The 18,283-nt window shown below is 64.7% G+C and carries 14 protein-coding genes; 11 read left to right on the forward strand and 3 right to left on the reverse strand.

The features are described from left to right. Positions 1-345 precede the first annotated feature (345 nt). Positions 346-2,754, forward strand: coding sequence for a membrane-bound PQQ-dependent dehydrogenase, glucose/quinate/shikimate family (locus ACSVIK_RS25135; RefSeq protein ID WP_442446858.1), 2,409 nt, complete (start codon positions 346-348; stop codon positions 2,752-2,754). A 16-nt stretch (positions 2,755-2,770) separates the two neighbouring features. Here the strand turns inward: ACSVIK_RS25135 and ACSVIK_RS25140 are convergent, their stop codons facing one another. Both ACSVIK_RS25140 and ACSVIK_RS25145 read right to left on the reverse strand, forming a co-directional pair. After that, complete coding sequence (locus tag ACSVIK_RS25140) at positions 2,771-3,475, reverse strand: response regulator (protein WP_442446859.1); 705 nt, start codon at positions 3,473-3,475, stop codon at positions 2,771-2,773. Beyond that, positions 3,450-6,848 (reverse strand): ATP-binding protein, encoded by a 3,399-nt coding sequence (locus ACSVIK_RS25145; RefSeq protein WP_442446860.1) that lies wholly within the window; start codon positions 6,846-6,848, stop codon positions 3,450-3,452. The genes ACSVIK_RS25140 and ACSVIK_RS25145 overlap by 26 nt, the downstream gene beginning before the upstream one ends. 447 nt (positions 6,849-7,295) lie before the next feature. Here ACSVIK_RS25145 and urtA point away from each other — a divergent pair, with 447 nt between their 5' ends. From urtA to ACSVIK_RS25190, 9 genes are all read left to right on the forward strand, one after another. Further along, positions 7,296-8,528 (forward strand): urea ABC transporter substrate-binding protein, encoded by a 1,233-nt coding sequence (gene urtA / locus ACSVIK_RS25150; RefSeq protein WP_442446861.1) that lies wholly within the window; start codon positions 7,296-7,298, stop codon positions 8,526-8,528. 96 nt (positions 8,529-8,624) lie between these two features. Then, positions 8,625-9,542 carry an urea ABC transporter permease subunit UrtB gene (urtB, locus tag ACSVIK_RS25155; protein WP_442446862.1) on the forward strand — a complete coding sequence of 306 codons (918 nt, stop codon included), beginning with the start codon at positions 8,625-8,627 and terminating at the stop codon, positions 9,540-9,542. A gap of 76 nt (positions 9,543-9,618) precedes the next feature. Next, positions 9,619-10,794, forward strand: a complete 1,176-nt coding sequence (gene urtC / locus ACSVIK_RS25160; RefSeq protein ID WP_442446863.1) for an urea ABC transporter permease subunit UrtC — start codon at positions 9,619-9,621, stop codon at positions 10,792-10,794. Next, complete coding sequence (gene urtD / locus ACSVIK_RS25165) at positions 10,791-11,552, forward strand: urea ABC transporter ATP-binding protein UrtD (RefSeq protein ID WP_442446864.1); 762 nt, start codon at positions 10,791-10,793, stop codon at positions 11,550-11,552. The genes urtC and urtD overlap by 4 nt, the downstream gene beginning before the upstream one ends. 134 nt (positions 11,553-11,686) lie before the next feature. Beyond that, complete coding sequence (gene urtE, locus ACSVIK_RS25170) at positions 11,687-12,376, forward strand: urea ABC transporter ATP-binding subunit UrtE (protein WP_442446865.1); 690 nt, start codon at positions 11,687-11,689, stop codon at positions 12,374-12,376. Positions 12,377-12,624: 248 nt separating this feature from the next. Then, positions 12,625-13,854 (forward strand): formamidase, encoded by a 1,230-nt coding sequence (gene fmdA / locus ACSVIK_RS25175; RefSeq protein WP_442446866.1) that lies wholly within the window; start codon positions 12,625-12,627, stop codon positions 13,852-13,854. 74 nt (positions 13,855-13,928) lie between these two features. Continuing rightward, a complete protein-coding gene (locus tag ACSVIK_RS25180) occupies positions 13,929-14,276 on the forward strand; it encodes an FmdB family zinc ribbon protein (RefSeq protein ID WP_442446867.1) in 348 nt (115 codons plus the stop codon). Positions 14,277-14,382: 106 nt separating this feature from the next. Beyond that, positions 14,383-15,423, forward strand: coding sequence for an aliphatic amidase (locus ACSVIK_RS25185; protein ID WP_442446868.1), 1,041 nt, complete (start codon positions 14,383-14,385; stop codon positions 15,421-15,423). A 63-nt stretch (positions 15,424-15,486) separates the two neighbouring features. Next, complete coding sequence (locus tag ACSVIK_RS25190; protein ID WP_442446869.1) at positions 15,487-16,521, forward strand: AAA family ATPase; 1,035 nt, start codon at positions 15,487-15,489, stop codon at positions 16,519-16,521. 21 nt (positions 16,522-16,542) lie between these two features. Here the strand turns inward: ACSVIK_RS25190 and ACSVIK_RS25195 are convergent, their stop codons facing one another. Next, positions 16,543-17,829: a chloride channel protein gene (locus ACSVIK_RS25195; RefSeq protein WP_442446870.1), complete on the reverse strand. Its 1,287-nt coding sequence runs from the start codon at positions 17,827-17,829 to the stop codon at positions 16,543-16,545. Between the two features lie 261 nt (positions 17,830-18,090). Here ACSVIK_RS25195 and ACSVIK_RS25200 point away from each other — a divergent pair. After that, the coding region (locus ACSVIK_RS25200) for a hypothetical protein (RefSeq protein ID WP_442446871.1) at positions 18,091-18,283 on the forward strand (193 nt) is incomplete at its 3' end.

The following is an 18,283-nucleotide window of genomic DNA, read 5'->3' on the forward strand; positions in this document are numbered from 1 at the left end:
TCTGGAACGGCGATGGAGTGAGCGAACCCTCGCGAAGCGAGGGCCGGATGATCGGGCGGAGGGTTTTGGTTACTTTTACCCGTAAAAGTGACTCGCCCGGGAGGGCGAAACAAAGAACATCAACAAAAACGCGGCAATTCGGAACAGGCCCCCGGGACAACCAACACGAAACACAAACTTGCCAGTCCGGTATCAACACTGAAATTCCCGAGTTCCCGCAAAGAATCCTTTCAACGGCCTGTAGCCCTCGTCAATCAGTCAGAATCGCTGAACTCTCATCCCAGCTCCGTATCCATTGACCATGTGTCCCGACTGTCGGCGGGGCAGCGGCAAGGGGAATGGAAAATGACTGAAAACAAGATGACGCAGCCCCTGCGGGTAAAACTCACGGCCTGGGTGGCCGGAGTCCTGGGTGTGCTGATGGCGCTCGGTGGCGCTTATCTGGCGTGGCTGGGGGGCTCCTGGTACTACCTGCTCGCCGGTCTCGGCCTGCTGGCGGTGGCAGTGTTGATCCGCCGGGGTAGCCGCGCAGGGCTGTGGCTGTACGCTCTGTTGCTGCTGGCGAGTCTGGCCTGGGCGATTTACGAAGTGCGTTTCGACTGGTGGCAACTGGCACCGCGCATCGACCTGTGGTGCGTGTTGGGGCTGTGGCTGCTGCTGCCATGGATCAACCGACATATCGCCCCCGAACGCTCCTGGCGCGATGGCGCCAGCGTTCTGCTGGGTATCGGCCTGCTGGCAGGCGCGGGCATGGCGGGCTATTCGCTGACTCAGGACTATCATCGCCTGGCAGGGCGCTTCGAGGCGCCGCGCATGGCCGTCGCCGCCACGCCAAGCACAGCTTCGGCCAGCGACTGGACGGCCTATGGTGGCTCGGCGCAGGGTGACCGCTACAGCAGCGCCGCGCAGATCACTCCGGACAACGTCGGGCGCCTGAAGAAGGCCTGGGAATTCCATACCGGCGATCTACCCGGCGAGGGCGACCCCAAAGAGCTGACCAACGAGGTGACGCCGCTGAAGATCGGCGACAACCTGTTCATCTGCACCCCGCACAGCATCGCCATCGCCGTGGATGCCGATACTGGCGAGGAGCGCTGGCGCTTCGACCCGGCGATCAACCGCCAGGCCGAGTACTACCAGCACATGACCTGTCGTGGGCTGGCCTATCACGATGCCAGCGCCTATGCCGCGCCCGCGCCTGAGGCCTCGCCGGCTGCTGCCGAAGCGGCGCCGGCTCGCTGCACCCAGCGCCTGTTCCTGCCCACCAACGACGCCACCCTCTATGCCCTCGATCTGCACGATGGCAAGCCCTGCGAGGATTTCGGCGAGGGAGGCAAGGTCGACCTCAAGGTGGGCCTGGGTGAAGACGCCCTCGGCGTCTACCTGCCCACCTCACCGCCGGTGGTGACCGAGCACCTGGTCATAATCGGCGGTTCGATCACCGACAACGGCTCGGTGGATTCGCCGGGTGGGGTGATCCGTGCCTACGACGTGAACAGTGGCGAGCTGGTGTGGAACTTCGACCCCGGCCGTCCAGACGCCACCGAGCCGCTGCCGGCCGGTGAAACCTACGTGCGCAGTACGCCCAACTCCTGGACCATCGCCACGGCGGACGAGGCGCTGGGCCTGGTGTACATCCCCATGGGCAACCAGACGCCCGACCAGTGGGCGGTGCAGCGCAGCCCCGAAGCCGAGCGCTTCACCGCGACCCTGGTGGCCCTCGACCTGGCCACCGGCAAGGTGCGCTGGGAGTTTCGCACGGTCAACCATGACCTCTGGGATCGCGACCTGCCGTCGCAGCCGACGCTGATGGATGTCGAGGGCCCCGATGGCCCGGTGCCGGCGATCATCCAGCCGACCAAGCGTGGCGACCTCTATGTGCTCGACCGGCGCAACGGCCAACCCATCGTGCCGGTGAACGAGCGCGCAGTGCCGCAGGGCACGGTGGAGGGTGACTTCACCGCAGCGACCCAGCCCATCTCGCAGCTCAGCTATGCCCCTGACGAACCCCTGCACGAACGCGATATGTGGGGCGGCACTCCGTTCGATCAACTGGCCTGCCGTATCCAGTTCCACCGCCTGCGCTACGAGGGCGATTTCACCCCGCCGTCGGAGCAGGGCTCGTTGATCTACCCAGGCAATGTCGGCGTGTTCAACTGGCCGTCGGTGGCGGTCGATCCGCAGCGGCAGATCCTCTTCGGCGCGCCCAACTACCTGGCGTTCGTCTCACGCCTGGTCAAGCGCGAGGAAGGTGATCAGGCCCGCCATGGCAACAGCGAGGTCGGCCTGCAACCCAATCGCGGCGCGCCCTACATGGTCAGCCTGGAGCCCTTCCTGTCGCCCCTGAATCTGCCGTGCCAGGCGCCGCCATGGGGCTACGTGACGGCGGTGGATCTGCGCAGCATGGACAAGGTCTGGCAGCGCAAGAACGGCACCAGCCGCGACAGCGCGCCCCTGGGCATTCCTCTGACGGTTGGTGTGCCGAACCTCGGTGGCCCGCTGATCACCGGCAGCGGCCTGGGCTTTCTCAGCGGTACCCTGGACTACTACCTGCGTGCCTACGACCTGCGCAGCGGCGAGGAGCTGTGGAAGGGCAGGCTGCCGGCCGGTGGCCAGGCCACGCCGATCAGCTACGTGTCGGGCAAGACCGGCAAGCAGTACGTGGTGGTGATGGCCGGCGGCCACGGCTCGTTCGGCACGCGCATGGGTGACTCGCTGGTGGCCTGGACGCTGGAGGGTGAGGACGAGGAATGAGTGCTGTCCATGATCACTAGGCTTCGCTCATCGCCGCCATGGCCACCGAGGCGGCGGCGGTGCGCGTCTCCACCCCCAGCTTCACGTAGACATGCTCCAGATGCTTGTTCACCGTGCGTGGGCTGAGGCCGAGGATGTCGCCGATGTCGCGGTTGGTCTTGCCGCAGGCCACCCAGCGCAGCACCTGCACCTCGCGCTCGGTGAGCTGGAAGCGTGCCGACAGGCGGGCATGCGCGGTGGCGTCGTCGAGGCTCAGGCTGAGCGGTTTCGAGGCCGCCCGCGCGGCCTGCAGGACACGCGCGGTGCGCAGGTGCGAGGCGACGCGGGCAAGCACTTCATCGGGGTTGATCGGCTTGGTCACGTAGTCGATACCGCCAGCCTCGAAGCCTTGCACCACATGTTCGCTGTCGGTCAGCGCGGTCATGAACAGCACCGGGATGTCGGCGCTGCTCGGTTCGGCCTTGATCCGCCGGCAGGTCTCGAAGCCATCGAGGCCCGGCATCATCGCGTCGAGCAGAATCAGGTCGGGGCGCCGCCGCTGGATGCGCGTCAGCGCGCTGGCCCCATCCAGCGCCACCAGCACCATGTAGCCAGCATCGTCGAGGGCGTCGGAGAGCAGGGCGAGGTTGTCCGGCGTGTCGTCGACGATGAGGATGATGCCGCGTTCGCTGGGCAGGCAGGCTGGCATCCTCGACTCAGTCGTGTGGAGCGGCGCATTCATGTTCGGCCTCCTTGAGTTGGCGGTTGAGCTCGTCGAGCTGGAAATTCTTCAGCAGCACGCGCAGGGCAGCAGTGAAGCTGGCGCAGGCCGGCTGGCGCTGATCGATCTCGTCCAGGCGTTGCTGCAGGCCGCGCACGTAGCCAAGGGCGCCCAGCTCGCGCAACGCTTGTAGGTCATCGCTGCCCGGCAGCACCAGGGCCTGGGGCGGCGGCGTGGGTGGCGCGGTGCTGCGGTGCAGCCAGCTCAGGCCGAGCTGCTGCTGGATGCGTTCGAGCAACTGCGGGGTATGCACGGGCTTGGCCAGGTAATCGTCGCAGGAGGCGGCGACGCTGCGCTCGCGGTCATCGGTGAAGGCGTTGGCGGAGATGGCGATGATTGGCGCCGGGCACTGGGTGTTGCGGCGGATCAGGCGGCTGGTTTCCCAGCCATCCATCTGCGGCATGGACAGATCCATGAGGATCAGGTGCGGGTTGTGCAGCGCCACCTGGCGGATCGCCTCCTGCCCGCTGGCCGCCTGGATCACCTCGAAACCCAGCGGTTCGAGCATGCCGGCCAGCACCCGGCGATGTTCGAGGTGGTCGTCCACCACCAGGATCAGCCGGCGTTCACCCTGATAGCCGACGATGTCGTGCTCGACATGCACCACCGCCTGCGGCACACGCACTTCGGAGAGAAACAGGCGCACCTGGAAGCGCGTGCCCTGGCCCGGCTGGCTATGCACCGACAGCTCGCCGCCCATCAGTGCGGTGAGCATGCGGGTGATGGTCAGGCCGAGGCCGACGCCGTTGTCCTGGCGCATCAGGTCGCCGCGCTCGAAGGGCTGGAAGATGCGCTCGATCTGCTCGGCGGCGATGCCGACGCCGGTGTCGATGATCTCGAAGGTGGCGGTTTCGCGCATGTAGCCGACCCGCAGGCGCACCTCGCCGCGTTCGGTGAAACGCACGGCGTTGCCCAGCAGGTTGATGAGGATTTGCCGCACGCGCTTCTCGTCGCCACGCACCACTGCCGGCATGCGGCCAATGCAATCGAGGCGAAAGTGCAGGCCCTTTTCTGCCGCCTGCGGGGTGAACATGCGTTCGAGCTGGTGAATGAACTCCGGGAAGGGGATTTCCGCCAGTTCCAGGTGCAGCTTGCCGGCTTCGATCCTGGCCACGTCGAGCAAGCCATCGATCAGTGACAGCAGGTGCGAGCCGCTGCGCAGGATGGTGGCCAGGGCATCCTGATACTGCGCCGGCATGGCGGCATCGCGCTGCAGAATCTGGGTGTAGCCGAGGATGCTGTTGAGCGGCGTGCGCAGCTCGTGGGACAGCCCGGTGACATAGCGGCTCTTCGCCGCGTTGGCCGCTTCCGCCGCTTCCTTGGCCTGCTGCAGGGCTTCGTCTGTCTTGCGGTGCGCCTCGATCTCCTGCATCAGCAGCAGGGTCTGGCGATCCGACTCCTCCTGCGCCACGCGGCGGCTTTCACGGGTCAGCACCAGCCACCAGGCGAGCATGGCGGCGAACAGCGAGAGGGTCAGGAAGGCCTTGAGAAAGGCCTGGAACAGCGTCTGGCGCATCTCCGGTTCATGGGTCGGCAGGCCCAGCGACACCTGGCTGTAGATCAGCGCCAGGGCGCCGGAGAGCAGCAACACCAGCAGGCTGAGCAGGCCCAGGTATTGCGCCAGACGGCTGTGCAGGCGGGCGATGGTGCCCCGTGGAAATACCCAGCCGACGAAGTCGTCGAGCTGATCGGCCAGGCGTGCACGGGGTTTGCAGCGATCCTCGCAGCGGGCGTCGAGCGAGCAGCACAGCGAACAGATCGGCGCGCCGTAGGCGGGGCAGTGGGCGGTGTCGGGCTCCTCGAAGCGGTTGCTGCACAGGCAGCACTGCACCATGCCGGCCTCGGCGTAGGGGTAGAGCAACTGCGGCTGGCGCTCGCGGGCGATGTAGTAGCGCCCGCCGGTGAGCCAGGCCAGCAGCGGAGCCAGGACGAAGGCCGAGCCCAGCGCCACCACCGGCGAGGCCGCCTGCGCCAGGGCGCCGAACAGTCCCGCATGGGCCAGCATCGACAGCAGCGAGGCGATCAGCATGGCGCCGACGCCCACCGGGTTGATGTCGTAGAGGTGCGCACGCTTGAATTCGATGTACTTGGGCGACAGGCCCAATGGCTTGCTGATCACCAGGTCGGCCACCAGCGCGCCGATCCAGGCGATGGCGATATTGGCGTAGAGGCCGAGCACTTCCTCGATGGCGTCGAATACCCCCAGCTCCATCAGCATCAGGGCGATGGCCACGTTGAACACCAGCCAGACCACGCGGCCCGGATGGCTGTGGGTGATGCGGGCGAAGAAGTTCGACCAGGCCAGCGAGCCGGCATAGGCGTTGGTGACGTTGATCTTCACCTGGCTGACGATGACGAACAGCACCATGGCCGCCAGCGCCCATTGCGGCGAGGCGAACACGTAGTTGAAGGCCACCAGGTACATCTGCGTTGGCTCGGCGGCGCGCTCCATGGGGATCTCGTGCTGCAGGGCGAGAAAGGCCAGGAAGGCCCCGGCGAGCATCTTCAGGGCGCCGGGGATGATCCAGCCGGGGCCGGCCAGCAACAGCGCCGTCCACCAGCGCACGCGGTTGGCACGGGTCTTCTCCGGCAAAAAGCGCAGGTAGTCGACCTGCTCGCCGATCTGCGTCACCAGGGCCAGGGCCACGGTGCAGGCGGCGCCGAAGTGCAGCAGGTTGAAGCTGCCGGGATCACCTTCGCGGCCAGCGAAGCTGGTCCAGTCCGACAGGGCCTCGGGGTTCTTGGCGATGACGAACACATAAGGCAGTACCAGCAGGAACAGCCACAGCGGCTGAGTCCACATCTGCAGACGGTTGATCAGGGTGATGCCGTAGGCCACCAGCGGAATGATGATCACCGAACAGACCACGTAGGCCAGGGCCAGCGGCATGTCGAAATACAGCTCCAGAGCCAGCGCCATGATCGCCGCTTCCAGGGCGAAGAACAGGAAGGTGAAGCTGGCGTAGATCAGCGAAGTGATGGTCGAGCCGATGTAGCCGAAGCCGGCGCCACGGGTCAGCAGATCCATATCCAGGCCGGAGCGGGCGGCGTAGTAGCTGATGGGCAGGCCGGTGAGGAAGATCACCAGGCTCACCGCGAGCACGGCCCACAGGGTGTTGGTGAAGCCGTAGGACAGCGCCAGGGCACCGCCGATGGCCTCCAGGGCGAGGAACGACACGGCGCCCACGGCGGTATTGGCGATGCGCAGTTCCGACCATTTGCGGAACGACCTGGGGGTGAAGCGCAGGGCGTAGTCTTCCATGGTTTCGTCGGCGACCCAGGAGTTGTAGTCGCGGCGAATCTTGATGATGCGCTGGGTACCGGTTGGCTGCACGGGAGAAGTCCTGCTGGCGTTATCGGTTGAGACCCTCCCTGGGGCACCTCTAAAAACTACCTACGTTGCCATCACTGCGTTAAAAACAAGCTCAAAATGCTCATTTACAACTCGTAAACTCCGCTTTTTCGCTTGTTTTTGCCTTGTGCTGGCTGCCTCGCCTACGTTTTTAGAGGTGCTCCCTGGCGGGCTGATGCTGGCGCTTTGCAATTGCAACTTCCAGTGCAACTTCCATGCCCCGGCTCGGCGAGCCCTCTGCCGCGCGCGCGAGCTTCTGTCTGCCTGGTTGCTTGCGGGCCAGCTTGCACCAGGCTGGCGCGCGGCGCTGTACGTCAGATGACGTATGCCCTTACGTCATGCTGCGTATACCCCGCCTGCCGGGGCAAACGCATCCTAGCTGCGAAGCCGGCGTGGTTCGGCACGAATAACCAGCACAGGAGCACGACCATGGATTCTCAACCGATTCGACTTCTACCGCGCCGGTTGGCGCTGGGGGCTGCGGCGCTGTCGCTGCTGGCCGCCAGCCTGTTCGGCCAGATGGCCCATGCCGAGGTCAACAGCACCGGCCGGGCGGTGACCGACAGCGAGGTCACGGTGGGCATTCTGCATTCGGCCACCGGCACCATGGCCATCTCCGAGACCGGCTCGATCCAGGCCGAGCGCCTGGCCATCGAGCAGATCAACGCCAGCGGTGGCGTGCTCGGTCGGCAGATCAAGGTCATTCAGGAAGATGGGGCTTCCGACTGGCCGACCTTCGCCGAGAAGGCGCGCAAGCTGCTGGTCGGCGACAAGGTGGCGGCGGTCTTCGGCTGCTGGACCTCGGCCTCGCGCAAGGCCGTGCTACCGGTGTTCGAGAAGGAGAACGGGCTGCTCTACTACCCGACCTTCTACGAGGGCCTGGAGCAGTCGAAGAACGTCATCTATACCGGCCAGGAGGCCACCCAGCAGATCCTCGCCAGCCTCGACTGGGTGGCCAAGGAGAAGGGCGCCAAGACCTTCTACCTGATCGGCTCCGACTACATCTGGCCGCGCACCTCGATGAAGATCGCGCGCAAGCACATCGAGAACGTGCTCGGCGGCAAGGTGGTGGGTGAGGAGTACTACCCGCTGGGCAACACCCAGTTCGGCTCGCTGATCAACAAGATCAAGCTGAAGAAACCTGACGTGGTCTTCGCCGCCGTGGTCGGCGGCTCCAACGTGGCCTTCTACAAGCAGATGAAGGCCGCCGGTGTGACCTCGGCCAAGCAGACCCTGCTGACCCTGTCGGTGACCGAGGACGAGCTGCTCGGCATCGGTGGCGAGAACATGGAGGGTTTCTACGCCTCGATGAAGTACTTCCAGAGCCTGGACAACCCGAACAACAAAGCCTTCGTCGAGGCCTTCAAGGCCAAGTACGGCCAGGACGCGGTGATCGGCGACGTGACCCAGGCCGCCTACCTCGGCCCCTGGCTGTGGAAGGCCGCGGTGGAAAAGGCCGGCAGCTTCGATGTGGACAAGGTGGTCGCCGCCTCCCCGGGCATCGAACTGACCACTGCGCCGGAAGGCTACGTCAAGGTGCACGAAAACCATCACCTGTGGAGCAAGACGCGCATCGGTGAAGTGCAGAAGAACGGCCAGTTCAAGGTGCTCTACGAGTCCGACCTGATCGAACCCAACCCCTTCCCGGAAGGTTATCAGTAACAGCAGCGACGAGCGGCAAGCCTCAGGCGGCAAGTGGAGCGGGCTCTGCTTGCGGCTTGAAGCTTGAGGCTTGCAACTTCTTTTGAGGGGGCTTGTATGGAATGGCTATCGGAATTCGGCGCCATCGCGGCCATGCAGGGGTTCAACGGCTTGTCCGTGTTCTGCGTGCTGCTGCTGATGGCCCTGGGGCTGGCGATCATCTTCGGGCAGATGGGGGTGATCAACATGGCGCATGGCGAGTTCCTCACCATCGGCGCCTACACCACCTTCGTGGTTTCGACACTGACCGAGCAGTATGCCCCGGCCTTCGGGCCTTACTACTTCTTCCTCGCCATCGTCCTTTCGTTCTTCATCGCCGGCGCCATCGGCTGGCTGGTGGAGTGGGCGATGATCAGCAAGCTCTACCAGCGCCCACTGGACACCCTGCTGGCCACCTGGGGCCTGTCGCTGGTGATGCAGCAGGGCTTTCGTTCGATCTTCGGCGCTCGTGAGGTCAGCGCCACCCTGCCGGAATGGCTGATGGGCTCGTGGAACCCCACCGAGGCCATCGATATTCCGCGCAACGGCCTGTTCGTCATGGGCCTGACCGTGCTGCTCACCGCGTTGCTGTTTCTCATGCTGTACCGCTCGCGCTGGGGCCTGCAGGTGCGCGCCACCATGCAGAACCGAGTGATGGCGCGCTCGGTCGGCATCAACACCAAGCGCGTCGACCGCATGACCTTCGCCCTCGGTTGCGGCGTGGCCGGTGTGGCCGGCGCGGCCTTCACCACCATCGGCTCCACCGGGCCGACGGCGGGTTCGTTGTATATCGTCGACACCTTCCTGGTGGTGGTCTTCGGCGGCGCCTCCAGCCTGCTCGGCACCATCGCCTCGGCATTCGGCATTGCCCAGGCGCAATCGCTTCTGGAGTTCTTCACCAGTGGTTCGATGGCCAAGGTGCTGACCCTCTCCGCCGTGGTGCTGATCCTGATGATGCGCCCGCAGGGGCTGTTCTCCAGCAAGGTGCGCAAATGAACAGTCACTTTCAACCTACTGCGCGCTCCATTCGTTACGGCTCAAAGCGACTTTTTGCATGCAGGGGGGGTTACCGATGAATCCGACACTCGACAAACTGCTCGGCGGCAAGCAGGGGGCCATCGGTCTGGCGCTGCTCGCGGCGCTGATCCTGGTGGTCTTCCCGCTGGCGCTGGATGCCTTCCGCCTGAACATGGTGGGCAAGTACCTGACCTACGCCTTCGTCGCCGTCGGCCTGGTGCTGTGCTGGGGCTATGGCGGCATCCTCAGCCTGGGCCAGGGCATCTTCTTCGGCCTCGGCGGCTACTGCATGGCCATGTTCCTCAAGCTCGAGGCCTCCGACCCGGAGAGCACCAAGATCCAGTCCACCCCCGGTATTCCGGACTTCATGGACTGGAACCAGATCACCGAGCTGCCACTGTTCTGGGAGCCCTTCCACAGCCTGAGCTTCACCCTGATCGCCGTGGTGGCGGTGCCGGTGCTGCTGGCACTGGTGATCGGCCTGGCGATGTTCAAACGCCGCGTCGGTGACGTGTACTTCTCCATCGTCACCCAGGCCATCGCGCTGATCCTCACCGTGCTGATCATCGGCCAGCAGGGGCTGACCGGCGGGGTCAACGGCATCACCGACCTGCGCACGCTCAAGGGCTGGGACATCCGCAGCGACGAGGCCAAGCTGATCCTCTATTTCGTCAGCGCGGCGTTGCTGATCGGCTGCATCCTCATCGCCCGTTTCATCATCGCCTCCAAGCTCGGCCGTCTGCTCCTGGCGATGCGTGACAAGGAGGAGCGGGTGCGCTTCTCCGGCTATGACGTGGCCAGCTTCAAGATCTTCGTGTTCTGCGTCGGCGCGGCCTTCGCCGGCATAGGCGGGGCGATGTTCACCCTGCAGGTGGGCTTCATGTCACCGAGTTTCGTCGGCATCGTGCCGTCCATCGAAATGGTCATCTTCGCCGCCGTCGGCGGGCGCCTGTCGCTGCTCGGTGCGGTGTACGGCGCGCTGCTGGTGAACTTCGGCAAGACCTATTTCTCCGAGAGCTTCCCCGAGCTGTGGCTGTACCTGATGGGCGGCCTGTTCATCGTCGTGGTCATGTACTTCCCCAATGGCCTGGCCGGCCTCTGGGACAGCCACGGCAAGCGCTGGCTGGCGCGCCTGCAGCGCAAACCACAGGCCCGCATCGCCGAGCAGCCAGCGGCCAGGAGCAGCACCGCGAGCAAACAACCCGCCCCCGAACTGGAGAGCACGCCATGAGCCAACCCAGCGGTTTCCAGATGCCCAAACCGGTGCTGGCCATCGAAGGGCTGACCGTGTCCTTTGACGGCTTCAAGGCCGTGGATGACCTCAACCTGTACATCGACCGCAACGAGGTGCGGGTGGTGATCGGCCCAAATGGCGCCGGCAAGACCACGGTGCTCGACCTGATCTGCGGCAAGACCAAGGCGACTGCCGGCAGCATCCAGTTCGAGAACCGCGAGCTGACCCGCATGCGCGAGTACGACATCGTCCGTGCCGGGGTCGGGCGCAAGTTCCAGAACCCCTCGATCTACGAAAACCTGACGGTGTTCGAGAACCTGGAAATGTCCTACCCGGCTGGGCGCAAGGTGTTCGGCGCGCTGTTCTTCAAGCGCACGCGCGAGGTGATCGAACGGGTCGAACAGGTGGCGCAGGAGATCATGCTCGGCGAGCACCTGCATCAGCAGGCCGACCTGCTCTCCCACGGGCAGAAGCAGTGGCTGGAGATCGGCATGCTGCTGATGCAGGACCCGCAACTGCTGATGCTCGACGAGCCGGTGGCCGGCATGAGCGTGTCCGAACGGGTGGCCACGGCCGAGTTGCTGGGGCGCATCAGCCAGGGCCGTTCGGTGTTGGTCATCGAGCACGACATGGAGTTCGTCAAGAGCATCGCCCACCGAGTCACCGTGCTGCACCAGGGCAAGGTGCTGGCCGAGGGCAGCATGGACGCGGTGCAGAGCAACCCCAAGGTGATCGAGGTGTATCTCGGCCATTGATCCGCCGAGCCCGCCACCGACCGTAGGGCGCGCTGTGCGCACCCGGCGAGCGAGCCGCGTAGCCCGGATGCAATCCGGGACCTGTTCAGACCGGAGGGTGCGCCATGCGCACCGCCTATGTTGGAGTGACAAGCATGTTCCAGATCAGCAACCTCGCCTCCGGCTACGGCCAGAGCCAGATTCTTCACGGGCTCAACCTCGACGTGGCGAAGCAGGAAATCGTCGCGGTGATGGGCCGCAACGGCATGGGCAAGACCACCCTGTTCAAGAGCCTGATGGGCATACTGCCGCAGTGGGGCGGGCAGATCAGCGTCGACGGCAAGGAGGTGTCGACGCTGGAAACCCATCAGCGGGTGGAGAGCGGCATTGCCTACGTGCCCCAGGGGCGCATGATCTTCCCCAGCATGACCGTGCTGGAGAACATCCAGACCGGCCTGCCGGCCAGCGCCGGTGGCAAGGTGCCGGACGACCTCTATGCACTGTTTCCGGTGTTGCACGAGATGCGCCAGCGCAAGGGCGGCAACCTTTCCGGTGGCCAGCAGCAACAGTTGGCCATCGCCCGCGCCCTGGCCACCAACCCCAAGGTACTGCTGCTCGACGAGCCCACCGAGGGCATCCAGCCCTCGATCATCAAGGACATCGCCCGCAGCCTGAAGGAGATTCGCAATATGCGTGACCTGACCATAGTCGTCTCCGAGCAGGTGCTGTCCTTCACCCTGGAAATCGCCGACCGCTTCCTGGTCATCGAGAAGGGCCGCTTCGTGGTCGAGGAAAGCCGCGACAAGGTCGACGAGGCCAGTATCAGTCGTTATCTGTCGGTGTGAGGTTTTTGCCCTCTCCCCCAACCCCTCTGCCATTAATGGGAGAGGGCAGTGATTCCCGCTTTACGGTCGCTGTGTTCTCCATGCAGCGGCCGCTTTTTCGCGCCTGCGAAAAAGCCTACAGGCCCTGTGGCCGTTGGCTTTAGCAACATACGTCATCCAACGTATTGGCCGATTTTTCGGCGCGTTCGAGACTGGCTGCGTACCCCGGCAAAGGCCGGCATCCCTCACAGGTGTTATGGAGCTCCGTCATGACCGATACGCTGATCAAGGTCGACCTCAATCAAGCTGCGACCGCTAACGAGCAGGTGCACAACCGTTGGCACCCGGACATCCCCATGGCCTGCTGGGTCAACCCGGGCGATGACTTCATCCTTGAAACCTACGACTGGACCGGCGGTGCCATCAAGAACGACGACGACGCCAGCGACGTGCGCGACGTCGACCTGTCCACCGTGCATTACCTGTCCGGCCCGGTGGGGGTGAAGGGCGCCGAGCCGGGCGACCTGCTGGTGGTGGATCTGCTCGATATCGGCGCCAAGCAGGACATGCTCTGGGGCTTCAACGGCTTCTTCTCGAAGAACAATGGCGGCGGTTTTCTCACCGACTATTTCCCCTCGGCGCAGAAGTCGATCTGGGATTTCGAGGGCATGTTCACCAAGAGCCGGCACATTCCCGGCGTGCGCTTCGCCGGCCTGATCCACCCGGGGCTGATCGGCTGCCTGCCGGATCACAAGATGCTCGCCGACTGGAACAAGCGCGAGCAGGCGCTGATCGACAGCAACCCGACCCGTGTGCCGCCGCTGGCCAACCCGCCGTTCGCCAGCACCGCGCACATGGGCAAGATGACGGGCGAGGCGCGTGACCTGGCCGCCGCCACCGGGGCGCGCACCGTGCCGCCGCGCGAGCACGGCGGCAACTGCGACATCAAGGATCTGTCGCGTGGCTCGAAGATCTTCTTCCCGGTCTATGTCGACGGCGCCGGCCTCTCGGTGGGCGACCTGCACTTCAGCCAGGGCGACGGCGAAATCACCTTCTGCGGCGCCATCGAGATGGCCGGCTGGGTGCACATGAAAGTGGAACTGATCAAGGGCGGCATGGCCAAGTACGGCATCAAGAACCCGATCTTCAAGCCCAGCCCCATCGTGCCCACCTACAACAACTACCTGATCTTCGAGGGCATCTCGGTGGACGACGAGGGCAAGCAGCACTACCTCGACGTCAACCTGGCCTACCAGCAGGCCTGCCTCAACGCCATCAACTACCTGACCAAGTTCGGCTACTCGCCGGCCCAGGGTTATTCGCTGCTCGGCTCGGCGCCGGTGCAGGGGCATATCAGCGGCGTGGTCGACATTCCCAACGCCTGCGCCACGCTGTGGCTGCCGACCGACATCTTCGAGTTCGACATCAACCCCAGCGCCAGCGGCCCGACCAAGTTCCTCGACGGCAGCATCGACCTGCCCATCGCCTACGACAAGTGATGCATTGAACCCCTCTCCCGCTTGCGGGAGAGGGGCAGGGGAGAGGGGGTTTTTTATCTTTTCGAGGTATCGCCATGCCCATCTACGAATACGACTGCCCAAGCTGTGGTGATTTCACCCTGCTGCGGCCAATGGCCGAGCGTGACCAGCCCTGTGCCTGCCCGCACTGCGACACTGCCAGCGAGCGGGTGATTCTCAGTGCGCCGGGCCTGGCCAGCATGGCTGGCAGCCAGCGCCGTGCCCATGAAGCCAACGAGCGCAGCGCCCACGCACCGCAAAGCCTCGAAGAGTACAAGGCCAACCGCAAACACCCGGCCGGTTGCAGTTGCTGCGGCCCGAGCAAGCCGGTCGAGCGCACCAAGGCCAACCCCCACGGCCTCAAGGCCAGCCCCTCGGCACGGCCCTGGATGATCAGTCACTAAAAGCAGCTGCAAGCGGCAAGCGGCAAGCGGCAAGCGGCAAGCGGCAAGCAGGGCGCGCTCTTGCTTGAGGCTTGCAGCTTGCGGCTTGAAGCTAAGGAGTTCTTTCATGCGTCATGGTGATATTTCCAGCAGCCCCGATACCGTCGGCGTTGCCGTCGTCAACTACAAGATGCCGCGCCTGCACAGCAAGGCCGAGGTGCTCGACAACGCGCGCAAGATCGCCGAGATGATCAAGGGCATGAAGCTCGGCCTGCCCGGCATGGATCTGGTGGTGTTCCCCGAGTACAGCACCATGGGCATCATGTACGACAAGGACGAGATGATGGCCACCGCCGCCAGCATCCCCGGCGAAGAAACCGCGATCTTCTCCGCCGCCTGCCGCGAGGCCAAGACCTGGGGCATCTTCTCGCTCACCGGCGAGCGTCACGAAGAGCACCCGCACAAGGCGCCGTACAACACCCTCGTCCTGATCGATGACCAGGGCGAGATCGTGCAGAAGTACCGCAAGTGCATTCCCTGGTGCCCCATCGAGGGCTGGTATCCGGGCGACCGCACCTACGTGTCCGCAGGCCCCAAGGGCATGAAGATCAGCCTGATCATCTGCGACGACGGCAACTACCCGGAAATCTGGCGCGACTGCGCGATGAAGGGGGCCGAGCTGATCGTGCGTTGCCAGGGCTACATGTACCCGGCCAAGGATCAGCAGGTGCTGATGGCCAAAACCATGGCCTGGGCCAACAACTGCTACGTGGCGGTGGCCAACGCCACCGGCTTCGATGGGGTGTACAGCTACTTCGGCCACTCGGCGCTGATAGGCTTCGACGGTCGCACCCTGGGCGAGTGCGGCGAAGAGGAAATGGGCATTCAGTACGCCCAGTTATCCATCTCGCAGATCCGTGATGCACGCGCCAATGACCAGTCGCAGAACCACCTGTTCAAGCTGCTCCATCGTGGCTACACCGGCGTCTACAACTCCGGCGATGGCGACAAGGGCGTGGCGGATTGCCCCTTCGAGTTCTACCGCACCTGGGTGCTGGATGCGCAGAAGGCCCAGGAAGATGTGGAGAAAATGACCCGTTCGACCGTTGGCGTGGCCGATTGCCCGGTGGGCGAGTTGCCGCATCCGGGCAAGGAGCGGGTGGTGTAGGGTGCGCCGTGCGCACCATGAGAACCATTGGTGCGCACGGCGCACCCTACGGGTAGCTGTCTCATGCCTTTTGCCAACGACCTGATCGACAGCAACCGCGTGCGCCTGGAGGATCAAGGCGTTACTCGGCTGCAATCGCGCTTCCTCTTCGAGCCGGCTGCCGTGATGGCCCTGCTGCGCTCACGTATCGTCGGCCAGGACGCCGTGCTGGCGCAGGTCGAGGCCATGCTCAAGGTGGTCAAGGCCGATATCAGCGAGCGCGAACGGCCACTGGCGGTCAACCTGTTCATGGGCCCGACCGGCGTGGGCAAGAGCGAGATCGTGCGCTTGCTGGCCCAGGCCATTCATGGCCGTGCCGACGCCCTGTGCCGCATCGACATGCACACCCTGGCCCAGGAGCACTACGCCGCTGCCTTGACCGGCGCACCTCCCGGTTACGTCGGTAGCAAAGAGGGCACCACGCTGTTCGATGCCGAGGCCATCGCCGGCAGCTTCGGCCGCCCCGGTATCGTGTTGTTCGACGAGCTGGAGAAAGCCAGCCCCGAAGTGCTGCGCAGCCTGCTCGGCATTCTCGAACATGGCCGCCTGACGCTGACCGCCGGCAGCCGCACCCTGGATTTTCGCAACAGCCTGATCTTCATGACCAGCAACCTCGGTGCGCAGCAGGCGCAGCGCTACCATCAGCGTTTCACTCGCGGTTGGCGGCGCTGGCTGGGCCTGGCTCCGAACGGCGAGGCGGCACTGCTGGAGCAGGTGCTGCACGAGCGCTTCGAGCCGGAATGGCTCAACCGCCTCGACCGCATCCTGGTGTTCGAGCGTGTCGACGAACAATGGCTCGAAGCGTTGCTGGACATCGAACTGGAAAAGCTCAACCAGCGCCTGAGTCGCCAGGGCCGCTCGCTACATGTGGAGCAGAGCGCCCGCACCTGGCTGTGTCGCGAGCATGACGTGCGCTTCGGCGCTCGTGCCCTGGCACGCCGAGTGCGGACCGAACTGGAGCCGGCGCTTGCCGAATGCCTGCTGGGTGACCCGGCTGCGACTCGGCTGTGCTGCCGCGAAGAGCAGCAGATTCTGCAAGTAACGCCTTGCTCTTCGTAGGCCTCGGTCGGCCTGTGTGGCTCAGGTTGAATCGCGCGAGCCGGGTTTCGCTTCCGCTGTGGGCACAGCGGCTGGCTTGAGCTTTTCCAGCACCTGCTGGGCGAGCGCCTGATACAGCGGTACGGGTGAAATACGCGCCGACACGGCACTGGCGAGCAGGCTGGCCGCGAGAATCGGCAGCGCCATGTCCTGGCTGTGCGACAGTTCGATGGTGATGACCGTCGCCGTCAGCGGCGTGCGCGTGACCCCCGCCAGGTAAGCGGCCATGCCGAGCAGACCGGCGCTGTGCAAGGTGATGCCGGGAATCCATTCCACCAGCCATGGCGCGAAGCTGGCGCCCACGCTCAGCGACGGCGAGAACAGCCCACCGGGAATGCCGGCCAGGTACGACACCACGTTGGCGAGGAACTTCCAGATGATGAAAGCGCCGTCGGTTTGCGGCGCGTCCTCGAGCAGCGCGCGGGTTTCTTCGTAGCCGGTGCCGAACACATGCTGCCCTGAGCACAGCCCGAAAAAGGCCAGCAGCAACCCGCAGACGGCGGCGAAACGCACGGGCCAGCGTGCCTGCCAACGGCCGATCACGGCCAACGGGCCAGTTTTCGCCGGCAGTACCAGGCGGCAGTAGGCACCACCGAGCAAGCCGCCGAACAGACCGCAGACCAGCACCGCCACCCAGGCTTCATTGAACGGCAGGCTGGCACTGAGCTCGCCGAAATAACTGTACGGGCCGAGCAAGCCCAGGGTGAGCATGCCGCCGATCAGTACGGCCGTGAGGATCACGCCGTTGAGGCTCTGCTCGAAGCGCGGGCTGAGCTCCTCGATGGCGAACACCACACCGGCCAGTGGCGTGTTGAAGGCGGCAGCGATCCCGGCGGCGCCACCGGCGATGATCAGCCCGGAGCCGGCATTCTTCGTTTGTAGACCCAGGCGCCGACCGAAGGTATACATCAGCGCCGCGCCGATATGCACGGTGGGCCCTTCGCGCCCCACCGAAGCCCCGCAGAGCAGGGCCACGGCCGTCATCAGCATCTTCGCCGCGGCAATGGGCAGATCCAGCACGCGGTTGCGAAAGCGGCTGGAAGACTTGTGCAGGGTGGCGATCACCTGGGGAATGCCGCTGCCTTTGGCCTCCCTGAGCCGGCCCTGAGTCGCCCAGGCGAGCAGGGCAAAGCCTGCCGGCGTGACCAGCCAGGGCCACCATTGGCTGTGCGAGAGCAGGCGGGTGAACAGCGCGTAGGCGTGGTCGGCGATCCAGGCAAAGGCCAGGGCCGCGAGGCCGACCAGCAACGCCCCGAGCCAGAAGGCCAAGCGCTGGCGCAGAGTGCGCTGGCGCCGATGGCGCAGGCGGTGACGGAGCTTGTATGAATGTTGGGCTGAGGCGGTTGTATCACTCGGGGCAGCCACGTGTTCGTTCCCTCTGGGCTGGACGTGCGAAGTGAAAGTGTACGCTTAACTGTATCGAAATATTTGGGGTTGGTTGTGGAGGGGGGCTGATGCCATGCGCAGCATCGACCTGTGCAAACCGCGCGAGCATGGATGCCCTGCCGGCATGAAGTCGCGGTGTTTGCAATGGAAAAAGTTTTTTCGCAGGCTTTCGGGAAAGTTGATACCGGACTGGCAAGTTTGTGTGTTACTTGGTGTCTGGACGCCGCTGCGGTGTGTTCAGAAACTCCTTGTTTCGCCCTCTCGGGCGACTCACTTTTCTTTGAAATCGGATTGCCGCCCAGCGCAAAGAAAAGTAAGCAAAAGAAACGCACCCCCG

This window comes from Pseudomonas sp. NCHU5216, assembly GCF_052156495.1.
Taxonomy (GTDB): Bacteria; Pseudomonadota; Gammaproteobacteria; order Pseudomonadales; family Pseudomonadaceae; genus Aquipseudomonas.